General features: G+C 71.3%; 13 protein-coding genes. 5 read left to right on the forward strand and 8 right to left on the reverse strand.

The annotated features are described in order from the left end of the window. The first annotated feature begins 13 nt into the window (after positions 1-13). Together K336_RS18510 and K336_RS0106305 are read left to right on the forward strand one after the other, a co-directional pair. Positions 14-298 carry a hypothetical protein gene (locus tag K336_RS18510; protein WP_123826339.1) on the forward strand — a complete coding sequence of 95 codons (285 nt, stop codon included), beginning with the start codon at positions 14-16 and terminating at the stop codon, positions 296-298. Between the two features lie 232 nt (positions 299-530). Next, a complete protein-coding gene (locus tag K336_RS0106305) occupies positions 531-1,334 on the forward strand; it encodes a hydroxymethylpyrimidine/phosphomethylpyrimidine kinase (RefSeq protein WP_028706572.1) in 804 nt (267 codons plus the stop codon). A gap of 102 nt (positions 1,335-1,436) precedes the next feature. On the opposite strand, the gene K336_RS14925 is transcribed toward K336_RS0106305, so the two are convergent. Both K336_RS14925 and K336_RS0106315 read right to left on the reverse strand, forming a co-directional pair. After that, positions 1,437-2,318, reverse strand: coding sequence for an acyl-CoA thioesterase (locus K336_RS14925; RefSeq protein WP_021798371.1), 882 nt, complete (start codon positions 2,316-2,318; stop codon positions 1,437-1,439). 3 nt (positions 2,319-2,321) lie between these two features. Next, positions 2,322-4,202, reverse strand: coding sequence for an AMP-dependent synthetase/ligase (locus K336_RS0106315; RefSeq protein WP_021798372.1), 1,881 nt, complete (start codon positions 4,200-4,202; stop codon positions 2,322-2,324). A gap of 183 nt (positions 4,203-4,385) precedes the next feature. Between K336_RS0106315 and K336_RS0106320 the strand changes: the two genes are divergently transcribed. Further along, positions 4,386-4,865, forward strand: coding sequence for a MarR family winged helix-turn-helix transcriptional regulator (locus tag K336_RS0106320; RefSeq protein WP_021798379.1), 480 nt, complete (start codon positions 4,386-4,388; stop codon positions 4,863-4,865). Between the two features lie 125 nt (positions 4,866-4,990). After that, positions 4,991-7,819: an FAD-binding and (Fe-S)-binding domain-containing protein gene (locus K336_RS0106325; RefSeq protein ID WP_028706573.1), complete on the forward strand. Its 2,829-nt coding sequence runs from the start codon at positions 4,991-4,993 to the stop codon at positions 7,817-7,819. A gap of 130 nt (positions 7,820-7,949) precedes the next feature. Here K336_RS0106325 and K336_RS0106330 read toward each other — a convergent pair whose 3' ends face one another. Genes K336_RS0106330 through K336_RS0106335 form a run of 3 tightly spaced genes read right to left on the reverse strand, consistent with a single transcriptional unit; the run spans position 7,950 to position 9,086 of the window. Then, positions 7,950-8,543 carry a M3 family metallopeptidase gene (locus K336_RS0106330; RefSeq protein WP_028706574.1) on the reverse strand — a complete coding sequence of 198 codons (594 nt, stop codon included), beginning with the start codon at positions 8,541-8,543 and terminating at the stop codon, positions 7,950-7,952. After that, positions 8,534-8,746 (reverse strand): hypothetical protein, encoded by a 213-nt coding sequence (locus K336_RS18515; protein ID WP_123826337.1) that lies wholly within the window; start codon positions 8,744-8,746, stop codon positions 8,534-8,536. The genes K336_RS0106330 and K336_RS18515 overlap by 10 nt, the downstream gene beginning before the upstream one ends. A gap of 28 nt (positions 8,747-8,774) precedes the next feature. Then, positions 8,775-9,086 (reverse strand): hypothetical protein, encoded by a 312-nt coding sequence (locus K336_RS0106335; RefSeq protein ID WP_028706575.1) that lies wholly within the window; start codon positions 9,084-9,086, stop codon positions 8,775-8,777. Between the two features lie 102 nt (positions 9,087-9,188). Between K336_RS0106335 and K336_RS0106340 the strand changes: the two genes are divergently transcribed. Beyond that, positions 9,189-10,523, forward strand: a complete 1,335-nt coding sequence (locus K336_RS0106340) for a DUF4921 family protein (protein ID WP_028706576.1) — start codon at positions 9,189-9,191, stop codon at positions 10,521-10,523. Between the two features lie 114 nt (positions 10,524-10,637). Here the strand turns inward: K336_RS0106340 and K336_RS14930 are convergent, their stop codons facing one another. The 3 genes from K336_RS14930 to K336_RS20155 all read right to left on the reverse strand — a co-directional run. Beyond that, complete coding sequence (locus K336_RS14930) at positions 10,638-10,910, reverse strand: DUF6767 domain-containing protein (protein WP_043150437.1); 273 nt, start codon at positions 10,908-10,910, stop codon at positions 10,638-10,640. Positions 10,911-11,142: 232 nt separating this feature from the next. Further along, positions 11,143-11,883 carry a DNA/RNA nuclease SfsA gene (locus K336_RS14935; protein WP_051245467.1) on the reverse strand — a complete coding sequence of 247 codons (741 nt, stop codon included), beginning with the start codon at positions 11,881-11,883 and terminating at the stop codon, positions 11,143-11,145. Between the two features lie 9 nt (positions 11,884-11,892). Beyond that, positions 11,893-12,200: transposase (locus tag K336_RS20155; protein WP_211223461.1), on the reverse strand; the 308-nt coding region annotated here is incomplete at its 5' end.

Here is a 12,200-nt window from a genome sequence, read left to right on the forward strand (position 1 = left end):
TCAGCATCCCCTGATGGCTGCACCGGTCGTCCTCCAAAGCCCCTGCATGTATTTCGAGACGCCCTGGGCCAACAGGATCGGCATCGTTGACATCATCACAATCCCGCCCCTGATGATTTCTACGTGCGAAGCCGAAACGACAGCGATCACCCGGCCTATCCGCATGACCTCGAGTACGACCTCCTGCATCGAAGAGGCGGCCAACGGCCAGCCAGGATCCCGCGTTGAGCCTCGCCCCGTGCCAGTTCGCGAAGCCCCTGATACCGGTGGAATCTTCACTCGCCGCCGACCCGAGTGAGGAACCGTGTGGCACGCGGTCAGTGAACGCTGACATGCCGGCACCCATCCTCTCGCGGCAGGGCTCACCCGACCCATGCTCGCTAGTGATTCTATCCGGATCTGACCCTGACTTCTCCCTGAGACGCGCTACCGAGACGAGACATCCGGCGTCTGGGTCATGCCGCCTGCCCGGTCACTCATCCGCGAGCCACGACACCCGGCCTCGGCAGGGATGGACCACAATGGGCCCCATGACCAAGATCGCTCTGTCCATCGCCGGCTCCGAGGCCTCCGGCGGCGCCGGCGCCCAGACCGACATCAAGACCTTCGCCCAGCTGGAGGTCTTCGGCGCCACGAGCCTCACATGCATCGTCTCGTTCGACCCGCACCACGACTGGTCCCACCGCTTCGTCCCCATCGACCCGCAGGTCATCCACGACCAGATCGAGGCCGCCGTCGCCGTCCACGGGCGCATCGACGCCGTGAAGATCGGGATGCTCGGCACGCCGACCACCATCGGCGTCGTGGCCGAGGCCCTCGAGCAGTACCGCTTCGAACAGGTGGTCCTCGACCCCGTGCTCATCTGCAAGGGCCAGGAGCCCGGCGCCGCGCTCGACACCGACAACGCGCTGCGCGCCAGGATCCTCCCCCACGCCACGATGGTCACTCCGAACCTGTTCGAGACCCGGGTGCTGGCCGGCATGGACGAGATCACCACCGTCGAGCAGCTCGAGGAGGGCGCCCGGCGCATCCACGACCAGGGCGTGCCCTGCGTCCTGGCCAAGGCCGGCACCCTCTTCGACACCGGCACCGCCCTCGACGTCTTCTACGACGGCTCGACGATGGAGGTCCTCGAGGTGCCGGCGATCGGCCGCGAGCGCGTCTCGGGCGCCGGCTGCACGCTGGCGGCCGCCGTCACCGCCGAGCTCGCCAAGGGGGCGAGCCCGCTCGAGGCGGCCCGCACCGCCAAGCAGGTCGTCGTCTCGGCGATCGAGCACCGCATGCACGGCAATGCGCCGTTCGACTGCGCCTACCAGGGCTGCTACGGCCGCTGACCCCGCCCCCGGCACCGCAAGGGCGCCCCGGCCGCCATCCTTCACTGTGCGCAGAGTGCCCAATGACCAGCGTTCTGCGCACAGTGAAGCGGCGGGCGGCCCTCAGTCGGCGACAAGACGGGCGCGCATGGCCCGGGCCGTCGAGGACGGCAGCGGGGCCGGGCGGCCGTCGGCGCCGGTGCGGACGAGCACGGTGCGCGAGCGGATGCGCACCGAGGCGTCCCGCGGGTCGACGATCTCGCAGCCCAGCGTCACCGAGGTGGTGCCCACCCGCAGCGGCGCCGTGTAGCCCATGTACGGCTCGGTGCGCCAGGCCATCTGCTCGACGTAGTCGACCTCCTGGCGGGCCACCGCCCAGCCGCCGGCCCCCTCCTCGCCCGGCTCCGGGCCGCGCCCCATGCCGGCGCGGGCCATCAACGGGTCGATCGCCGTCGTCGCCTCGATGCGCGCCTGCTGGATCCAGTCGAGGATGCGCACGTTGTTGACGTGGCCGTAGCGGTCCTGGTCGCTCCAGCGCGCGAAGAGCTCGGTCGGCTCGCCGCGGCCCCCCAGCCGGGCCTTGGGCAGCGGCCGCCAGCGCTTCTCGCCCTCGATCGCGATGCCCGACAGGGTCGCCCGCTCGGCGGCGTCGAGCGGGCGCAGCCGCTGCGCGTCGAAGTCGAAGGGGCACATCGAGGTGCGCACCCGCCCGCACAGCCGCCCCTCGTGCCAGATGCGGTAGCCCATGATGAAGCGCGCCGAGCGGATCTCGACGGTGCCGAACTCCACCCGCAGCGGCTCGTCGGAGTAGCGCACCGGCCGGAGGTACTCGACCTGCTGGCTGACCATGACGCAGCCGTCGATGAGCAGCTGGGGCGCGTCCGACTCCATCATGAAGCGCGCCCGGGCCTCCTGGGTGAAGTCGACCGTCATGACATTGTTGATGTGGCCCTGCGGGTCGAGGTCGGACCAGCGCAGCGGGATGTCGACGGTGAACGAGGCCACGGCTCAGGCCCCGTGGCTGTCGGGCGTGAGGTCGGAGCGGGACTCCTGCTCGTACAGGGCGTCGATCGTGCCGGCGTAGCGCTCGAGCACGACGTTGCGCTTGACCTTGAGGCTGGGCGTCAGCTCGCCGCTGTCCTGGCTGAACTCGTGGTCGAGGATCGCGTAGCGCTTGACGGTCTCCCAGCGCTCCAGGCGCGTGTTGGCCCGACGCACGAAGCGGTCGATCGAGGCGCGGATCTCGGGCAGCTGCGAGAGCGCCGCATAGTCCTCGACCCCGTGACCGTGCCTCCTGCCCCAGCGGAGCAGGTCGGCGCGGTCGAGCGTGAGCAGCGCGACGACATAGGGCCGGCCCTCGGCGCTCACGACGGCCTGGGTGATGTACGGCACATTGGCCAGCAGCGTGGACTCGACCTTCTGCGGCGCGACGTACTTGCCGTTCGAGGTCTTCATGAGGTCCTTCTTGCGGTCGGTGATCCGCAGGTAGCCGTCCTCGTCGAACTCGCCGATGTCGCCGGTGTGGAACCAGCCGTCGGCGAAGGCCTCGGCGGTCGCCTCGGGCATGTCGTGGTAGCCGGTGGCGATGATCGGGCCGCGCAGCAGCAGTTCGCCGTCGGGGGCCAGCGCATGCTCGACGCCCGGAGTGACCGGGCCGACCGAGCCGAACCGCGGCCGGTCGGGCACGTTGACGGCGGCGATGGCGGAGGTCTCGGTGGCGCCGTAGCCCTCGATGACGGTGATCCCCGCCGAATAGAACCACTCCTGCACCTGCTCGGACAGCTTGGCCGAGCCCGAAATCATGAAGCGCACCCGCCCGCCGAGGGTCTGCCGGAGCCGCCGGAACACCAGCCGGTCGGCGATCGAGTAGCGGACGCGGGCGTCCCAGGGCATCGACCGCCCCTCGAGCCGGTAGGCGCGCGACTCGCGGCCGACGGCGAAGGCCCAGCGCGAGACACGGCCCTTGATCCCCCGTGAGGGGTTCATCGTCATGACGGTGGCGCGGATCTTCTCGTAGATGCGCGGCACCCCCACCTGGATGGTCGGGCCGGTCTCCCCCATGCCCTCGACGATGCGGTTGATGCGCCCGTCGACGATCATGCGGAAGCCGATGGCCAGCTGGGTGGCGACGAGATCGCGGCCGAAGACGTGCGAGAGCGGCAGCCACAGGTAGAGCGAGTCCGTCTCGCCGACGACGCCGTCCCACATGAGACGCATGGAGTGCCCCTCGTAGGTCCAGCAGCGGTGCGGCAGCTCGACGCCCTTGGGCCGGCCGGTGGTGCCCGAGGTGTAGATGAGGGTGGACAGGGTCTCGGGCCCCATCGCCGCCATCCGCTCGGCGAGGGCCCGCGGATGGTCGGCCAGGTGGGCGCGGCCCAGCTCGTGCAGCCGCTCCCAGGTGACGAGGCGCTCGTCGACGTGGCCGACGGGGCGGTCGTCGTCCATGAGGACGATGTGATGGACCTGCTCGTCGAGCTCGGTCAGCTCGAGGACCTTCTGCGCCTGGGTCCAGTTCTCGGCCACGACGACGACCGACTCGGAGTCGCGCAGGATGAACAGCTCATCAGGCGACTTGGTGTTGGGGTAGACGGTCGTCGTGGCGCCCCCCGCGCAGGCCACGCCGAGGTCGGCGAGGATCCACTCGATGCGCGTCATCGCCGCAATGGCCACGCGCTGCTCACTCCTCAGCCCGAGCGCGACGAGGCCCGCGGCGATCTCGTCGACCTCGCGCTCGGCCTCGCGCCAGGTCATGTCCACCCACCGCTCGGGCTCGGTGTGGAGCGGCACCCGGTAGGCCACGGCGTCCGGTGCGGCTGCTGCGCGGGCCCGGAACATCGCCGGGTAGCTCGGCTCGCACTCGGCGAGGATCCGTTCGCGAACATCAGCCATGAGGCCGCCTTCCGTCGAGTGCGTCCGTGACGGTTCATCCGTCGTCGCCCAGCCTATCGGCCCCCTCGCCCCGACCCCGACGGACAGGCGGGCGCGGACACGAGAACGGTCCTGACAACGGGGCTTGTCATGGGCGGTCATGAAGTTAACAAAACTGTGAACCACATACATAGGATGTTAAGCATGGATGAAGTCTCCTACACCCGCTGGCTCAATGACGAGCAGCAGATGGTCTGGCGCAGCTGCCTCGCGGGCAGCGCCTACATTCTGACCCAACTGGATCTGGCGCTGCGCCAGTTCGATCTCGACATCAACGAGTACGAGATCCTCGTGAGGCTCTCCGAGAACGACCCCCACGCACTGCGCATGTCCGCGCTCGCGAGGAACACCTACCAGTCCCGTTCGCGCCTCACCCACACGGTCTCCCGTCTGGAGAAGCGCGATCTCGTCAGCCGCCGCCGCGCCCCCGACGACCGCCGCGGCATCATCGCCGAGCTCACCGAGGCCGGCATGGGGCTGCTCAACGCCGCCGCCCCCGTCCACGTCGAGTCGGTCCGCAGGGCCTTCATCGACCGCGTCGCCCCTGAGGACCTGCGGGCGCTCGGGCGCGCCATGGCGGCCGTCCTCGAGGGCCTCTCCCCCGACTCCTACGCGCACTGCTGACCCGGCGCCCGCACCGGAGCGGACCTGGGCCCGTCCGACCCGCGAGGCTGGGACGCCCCCGGGACGCCGCCGGCCGGGTGGCACACTATGTGCTCGTGAGCGCACCAGCACGGGAGACGAGTCGTCTGCGGGTCCTCGCCCGGGAGGCCTCCGAGCGGGCCAGGGCCCTCGAGGCCGCCCTCGGCGCCGACAACTGCCTCGACGACTCCGCGCTCACGCGGGCCGTCTACTCCTCCGACGCCTCGGTCTACCGCATCGTGCCCCGGGCCGTCGCCAAGCCGCGCAGCACCGACGAGCTCGAGCAGGTCGTCGCGGCGGCCATCGAGGCAGGCATCCCGATCACCGGACGCGGCGCGGGCACCAGCTGCGCCGGCAACGCCGTCGGCCCGGGCCTGGTCATCGACATGAACCGGCACCTGCGCCGCATCATCGACATCGACCCGCAGGAGCGCACCGCCACCGTCGAGCCCGGCGTCGTCCAGTCCGCGCTGCAGGCGGCCGCCAAGCCGTTCGGGCTGCGCTTCGGGCCCGACCCGTCCACCTCGAACCGCTGCACCATCGGCGGCATGATCGGCAACAACGCCTGCGGCCCGCGGGCCCTCGGCTACGGGCGCAGCGCCGACAACACCCTCGGCCTCGACGTCGTCACCGGCACCGGCGAGCACGTGCGCCTGGGCCCGGACGACGCCTCGAGCGGGGTCTCCCGCGCCCTGGCCGCCCTCGTCGACGACAACCTCGCCCCCATCCGCACCGAGTGCGGCCGCTTCACCCGGGAGGTCTCCGGCTACTCCCTGGAGCACCTGCTGCCCGAGAACGGGCGCGACACCGCCAGGTTCTTCTCCGGCACCGAGGGCACGCTCGGGATCATCACGCGGGCCACGGTCCGGCTCGTCGCCGACGCCCCGTGCAAGACGATGGTGGCGCTGGGCTACCCGACGATGCCGATGGCCGGCACCGCCACGACGACGATCCTCGAGTACGGCCCGACGGCCATCGAGGGCCTGGACGCCCGGCTCGTCCAGCTGGTCGCCGACCGGCTCGGTCCGTCGGCGGTGCCGCCGCTGCCGTGCGGGGAGGGCTGGGCCCTCGTCGAGCTCGTCGGGGACGACCCCCGCGAGGTCGCCGACCGCGCCCGGCGCCTCGCCTCGGGCTGCGGGGCCCTCGAGGGCTGGGTGGTCGACGACCCGGCGCAGGCCGACCGGCTGTGGGGCATCCGCTCCGACGCCGCCGGGCTGGCCGGCGTCGCCCTCGAGAACCCGGCCTACGCCGGCTGGGAGGACTCGGCGGTCCCCCCCGAGCACCTCGGCGAGTACCTCACCGCGCTCAACGGGCTGCTCGCCGAGCACGGGCTGCACGGCCTGCCGTACGGCCACTTCGGCGACGGCTGCGTGCACTGCCGCATCGACTTCCCCTTCGAGAGTCCCGGCGGCGTGGAGCGCTACCACGATTTCATGCTGGCGGCAGGCCGACTCGTCGCGGGCTTCGGCGGCTCGATGTCGGGCGAGCACGGCGACGGCCGCGCCCGAAGCGAGCTGCTGCCGCTCATGTACTCGCAGCGGACCATCGGGCTGTTCGGCAGGGTCAAGAACGTCTTCGACCCCGACAACGTCATGAACCCGGGCGTGATCGTCGACCCGGACCCCACGGACGAGGCCGTCCGCGTGCCCGCGACGATCGCCGCCCCCCTGCGCATCGCCGACCCGGACTTCTCCCGCGCCGTGCACCGGTGCACCGGCGTCGGCAAGTGCCTGGCCGACACGACGGCCTCCGGCGGGGTCATGTGCCCCAGCTACCGGGCCACCGGCGACCAGAAGGACTCCACCCGAGGGCGCGCCCGCGTGCTCCAGGAGATGGTCAACGGCGGCCTGCTCACGGACGGCTGGCGCTCGCCGGAGGTCGGCGAGGCCCTCGAGCTCTGCCTGGCCTGCAAGGGCTGCCGCCGCGACTGCCCCACCGGCATCGACATGGCCGCCTACAAGTCCCGCGTGCTGCACGAGCGATTCAGGCACCGCTTCCTCTCCCGTCCCCGCTCCCACCTGTCCATGGGCTGGCTGCCCACCTGGGGGCGGCTCGTCACGAGGCTGCACGTCGGCGTCCTCGGCAACGTCCTCCTCCAGACCCCCGGGCTACGGCGCCTCGTCCGCTGGTTCGCCTGGGTCGACCAGCGCCGTCCCATGCCGCGCTTCCGCACCGGCGGCTCGGCCCGTTCCGAGGCGGCGACGGTCCTGCGCGAGGAACCGCCGGCGCAGGGCAGGCCGGTGGCGGTGTGGATCGACTCGTTCTCGGACGCCTTCGAGGGCGGCCAGGCGCTGGGCCTCGTGCGCACGCTGCTCGCCGCCGGCTACGCCCCGCGCGTCATCGAGCAGGACGCCTGCTGCGGCCTCACCTGGATCACCACCGGCCAGCTCGACGGGGCCCGCTCGCGCCTGCGCCGCGCGCTCGACGTCCTCCACCCGATCGCCGCGCAGGGCATCCCGATCGTCGGGCTGGAGCCCAGCTGCACGGCCGTGTGGCGCTCGGACGCCGCCGAGCTGCTCGACGGCGACGAGCGGGTGGGGACCGTCGCCGGCTCGATGCGCACGCTGGCCGAGCTGCTGACCGCCACCGAGGGCTGGCGGGCCCCCGACCTGAGCGGCCACACGATCGTCGCCCAGCCGCACTGCCACCACTCGTCGGTGCTCGGCTGGGAGAAGGACAAGGGGCTTCTCGAGTCGACCGGCGCCACCGTCGTCCCGCTGGCCGGGTGCTGCGGCCTGGCGGGCAACTTCGGCGTCGAGAAGGGCCACTACGGGATGAGCGTCGCGGTGGCCGGGCACGACCTGCTGCCCGCCATCGACGCCGCCGGGCCCGACGCGATCCTGCTCGCCGACGGCTTCAGCTGCCGCAAGCAGATCAAGGACCTGCGCGGCCGCGCGGCGATGAGTCTCGGGGAACTGCTCGCCGCCCACCTGTGAGGCAGGCGGCCGGAGCGCGGACGCGGCGGGTCGGGATGTCGTTCGGCGGGCTGCTCGCCGCCCACCTGCGAGGCCGGCCCGCCGACGGCGGGCGCGGGGCCGGGCGGCAGTCGCCGGGCCGGGCGCCCGGTCAGCGCTCCGGGCCGCGGGTGCGGCGGCGCACCAGGTGCGCGACGTCCGGGTCGGCCCCGCGGAAGGCGCGGTAGGCGGCGGCCGGGTCGACCGAGCCGCCGGGCGCCAGGACCTCGCGGCGGAAGCGCTCCCCCGCCGCCCGGTTGAGGCCGCCGTCGCCGTCGACCTCCTGCTCGGCGAACCGGGCGCAGACGTCGGCGTCGTGGACCTCGGCCCACGTGTAGGCGTAGTAGGCGCCGCCGTCGTGGCCGCCGCCCCAGACGTGCGAGAAGCAGCGGCTGCGGTAGCGCGGCGGGACGAGCCCGGGGGCCAGACCCCGGGCCTCCAGCGCGGCGCGGCGGGCGCGCAGCCGGGCCAGCTCGACGACGGTCGCCCCGGTGGCGTTCGGCCCGGAGGCGCCGCGGCCGACGGACGCCTCGAAGACGCGCCGACGGACGTCCTGCCGGTCCAGGCGGGCCAGCCAGTCCTGCCCGGTGGTGTTGACGAGCTCGAGCAGCCAGCCGTCCAGCCCGGCCGCGGCCGCCGCGTCGGCGGCGGCCCGCCGCTGCTCCGGGCCGAGCCCGGCCGGCTCGGCCTCGTCGGTCAGGTGCACGGCGGCCTCGTTGCACCCGGCCCGGGCGAGCCGCTCGAAGTGGGCCGAGGCGGCGGCGATGGCGCCGTTGAGGGCCCCAGGGCGTCCTGGTCGCCCGGCGGCAGCTCGACGCCCCGGCGCCGGTGGTCGCGGATGCGTTCGGACAGCCAGTGGGAGTCCTCGTCGTCGAGCTCGACCACGCCCCGCGCCGCCGCGTCCTGCACGCCAGGAGCCGGTCGAACAGGGGACGGCTCAGCGCGATGGCGTCCTCGTGGGCCGCCAGCTCGGGGCGAGGCGCTCGGCCAGGGCGTCGAGCTCCTCGGTCGTGTCGGCGTCGCGCACGGTCGTGAACGCGGCGAGGGCCCGCGCCGGGGGCAGCCCCGCGAGCTCCCAGACGTGGATGACGTTCTCCGCCGTCGGCGGGTGCGGATCGGCCGCCAGGGCGTCGAGTCGGCGGCGCCGGAACCGCATCGCCTCGTGGATGACGCGGTCGTGGGTCGGCGCGTCGAGCGCGGCGAAATCGGGCAGATGACACAGGGCCTGTTCGGGCGGGGCGGAGCTCATGCCCCCCATGGAACACCCGCGGGCGGCGCCGGCGGGAACCCGTGCCGGTCTCGCATCGTGGAGCCCGGCCGATCGCCGCCGACTGGCCCTAGAATCCTTGTCATGGGCAATGAGGGCCACATCGAACCGATCCGAGTCATGCCTGACGGCACCGTCAAGCAGACCAACCCCCTGTCGGGCGTCGAGGTCTGGACCGTTCCCGGGCGGGGCAACCGCCCGCTGACGAAGCCGATCGAGGACGTCCGTCCGCTGCAGCCGGGCGACAGCACGCACGCCTGCGTCTTCTGCCTCGGGCGGATGTCCGAGATCCCGCCGCCCAAGTCCCGCCGGGTGCGCACCGCCGAGGGCTGGCGGACGCTGTCCGGCGTGCTGCCGAGCCAGCGCACCGACACGGTGGCCGAGTTCCGCCGCGTCCCGAACCTGTTCGAGATCCTCGGCTTCGACTACTGGCGCACCAACTACGACTACCGGCCCTCGCCCGGGGTCATGGCCGCCTACGAGCGCTACGTGGCCGACCCGGCCGGGCGGCAGCACCTGTTGAGCGTCTGCCGCTCGAAGATGGTCGCCTCCGGCATGAGCCCCGACCAGATCGCCGGGGTCGGCGAGGACGAGATGCTCGAGGACTCGCTGTCCTTCTTCGCCTCCTCCCACGACGTCATCGTCGCCCGCCGCCACTACATGGACTTCGCCGCCGACACGGGTCAGCTGGCGGGCTCGGGCTCGCTGAGCGTCGAGGAGCACGAGCAGTACCTCCTCTTCACGATCGAGGCCCTGCACGACCTGTACGAGGAGAACCGCTACGCCCGCTACGTGGCGGTCTTCCAGAACTGGCGGAGCCCGGCCGGGGCCTCCATCGACCACCTGCACAAGCAGCTCGTGGCGATGGACGAGCACGGCGCCCAGACCAACGACGAGATCGCCGCTCTGCGCCGCAACCTCAATGTGTTCAACGAGGACGTCCTCAACGCCGCGGTGCAGCACAACCTCATCATCGCCGAGAACGACTCGGCGATCGCCTTCGCCGGCTTCGGCCACCGCTACCCGACGGTCGAGATCTTCTCCAAGTCCCGCACCTGCGAGCCGTGGCTCCAGTCGCCGAAGGAGATCGCCGACATGTCGGCGATCCTCCACGCGATCCACGCCGCGACGGGCGCCGAGGTGCCGTGCAACGAGGAGTGGCACCACCGCTCCCCCGACATGGACGTCCCCCTGCCGTGGCACATCGCCCTCAAGTGGCGCGTCTCGACGCTCGCCGGCTTCGAGGGCGACACGAAGGTCTACCTCAACACGATCGACCCGTGGCACGTCCGCGACCGTCTGGTGCCCCGGCTTCACGAGCTGCGCCGCGAGGAGCACATCGCCCCGGACATCCTCCTCGACAAGCAGTGCCCGGCCCGCTACAACAGCCTCGGCTACAACCCGCTGCTCCAGCGCTGAGCGCACCCCGCGCGCCCGCGCCCCGGCCCGGGCGCCGTGGGACGGGAGAACGGTCCCGTCCGCGACGTCTCGGACGGACCTGTCGTCGTCCGACGGGGAACGGCGTCCCCGGCCTCAGCGCCGCCGTCCCCACTGGCGGCCGGCCTCGCGGTAGCGGGCCAGCTGCTCGGCGTACATCTCCCGCAGGTCCGGGTCGTGCAGCACCATGTACACGAGACCGCAGTCCTGCGGGCCGGTGGCGTAGGCCTGGCACTGGCTGCAGTAGTCCTCGGGCCGCAGCGGGCACATCGGGACGACGGTGCCGGCCGCCTTCGTCCGCGGGGCGCGCCCGGAGGCGCCGCTCTCGGACGCGGCCCCGGAGCCGGTCGTCGGCGTGTCCGCGCCCATCGCACTCACCTCGTCTCGGGGACCGTCCCGCAGGAGCCGCTCCGGACCGGGCGGGGCCCGGCCCGTACCCGACGATACGCCGCGCCCCGGAGCCGACGGGGATCCACCCGCCCGAGGTCCAGCGGCCCCGTTCTCGAACGGCTCGTGGCCACGCGGGCGCCGACAGCTGCTCTGGGTGTGGGGGCAGCAGAAGAGCCTCCGCCTCAGATCGCACCACAGCACCACTGGGTCGTCATCCGCCGAAATCAAGATTGTCGGTGATCTCCGCGACTGTTTTCAGTTCGACCCCGTCGGGATTGAACCTCATGGTGATCTCAAAAAATTGCACACCCTTTTCGATGGCATCCACAATTGCAGCACGAACCTCCTTCGCATGCGCGCTCGCAGGCCGCTTCTTGGGTTTCGTGACCTCGTACTGGTACACCATCAGCAGAACGGCCCTCTCGTGCTCCGCGAGAGACCCCCCGAGTTCACGGACATGTTTCACGAATCGATCGGTGGACTCGAGCGGCTTCACGGGTCTTGTCCTGATCTGATCTCCATAAGGAACCTGAATCGCCGTCAGAGGCGTCTTCACTTCGAGATAGGTGCTGCCGATCAGAAAATCGAGCCTGGAGGCCCCCAGGGTCACCTCCCTGTGGATCTCATCACAGCTCGCAACGACATCGTCCAGTTGGTGCGTCTGAAGGAAAAACTCGACAAGGCGGTTGGAGAGGACCTGGTTGATTCCGATCCAGCGCTTGTCCGGATCATCCGGATCATCCGCTGACACCGCCTCGACCGTGTACCTCGTCCTCCTCTTCGGATCACTGCTCGGGGAGACCAGGCAAGCCACATTCCTCAGGTCGAGATCACCTATTCTCCCAGTCGTCGGACAATGACACTGCACTTCTTCCCCGTTGACACAGACCGTCATCGTGAACTGACTTCTGCGTTTTACGACGAACCCTTCGACCAGTTCCCGGTCAAACACATATGGCCGTCATGAAACAAAATCGTTTCTGGTTTCGCGGAGTGGGAGGTGCTCGAAGTCGTAGTCGAATGTTCGGCTGGCGATGTATGAGGCGAACGCGCCGAAGGTTTCTTCGGGGATCTCGTGCTGAATGTTCGCGATGTTGCTCTTGGCCGCGTTCCAGACGTGCTCCACCGGGTTGTGGTCGGGCGCGTACGGCGGCAGGAAAACAGGGATGATGCGCTCCAGCAGCCGGCCGGGCTCGTAGAGGGCGGTCAACGCTTTCGCGTGGTGGAATCGGGCGTTGTCCAGGACGACCGCGATCTTGCCGGCCTCGG

The sequence above is a fragment of the Propionibacterium acidifaciens DSM 21887 genome (assembly GCF_000426605.1).
GTDB classification, from domain to species: Bacteria; Actinomycetota; Actinomycetes; order Propionibacteriales; family Propionibacteriaceae; genus Propionibacterium; species Propionibacterium acidifaciens.

Excerpts from the sequence above, each read along its gene's own strand:
- K336_RS14930 (WP_043150437.1), bottom strand. The coding sequence starts at position 10,910 with ATGGGCGCGGACACGCCGACGACCGGCTCCGGGGCCGCGTCCGAGAGC.
- K336_RS0106315 (WP_021798372.1), bottom strand. The coding sequence starts at position 4,202 with ATGGCTGATGTTCGCGAACGGATCCTCGCCGAGTGCGAGCCGAGCTAC.
- K336_RS0106340 (WP_028706576.1), top strand. The coding sequence starts at position 9,189 with ATGGGCAATGAGGGCCACATCGAACCGATCCGAGTCATGCCTGACGGC.
- K336_RS0106305 (WP_028706572.1), top strand. The coding sequence starts at position 531 with ATGACCAAGATCGCTCTGTCCATCGCCGGCTCCGAGGCCTCCGGCGGC.
- K336_RS0106320 (WP_021798379.1), top strand. The coding sequence starts at position 4,386 with ATGGATGAAGTCTCCTACACCCGCTGGCTCAATGACGAGCAGCAGATG.
- K336_RS0106335 (WP_028706575.1), bottom strand. The coding sequence starts at position 9,086 with ATGAGCTCCGCCCCGCCCGAACAGGCCCTGTGTCATCTGCCCGATTTC.
- K336_RS18510 (WP_123826339.1), top strand. The coding sequence starts at position 14 with ATGGCTGCACCGGTCGTCCTCCAAAGCCCCTGCATGTATTTCGAGACG.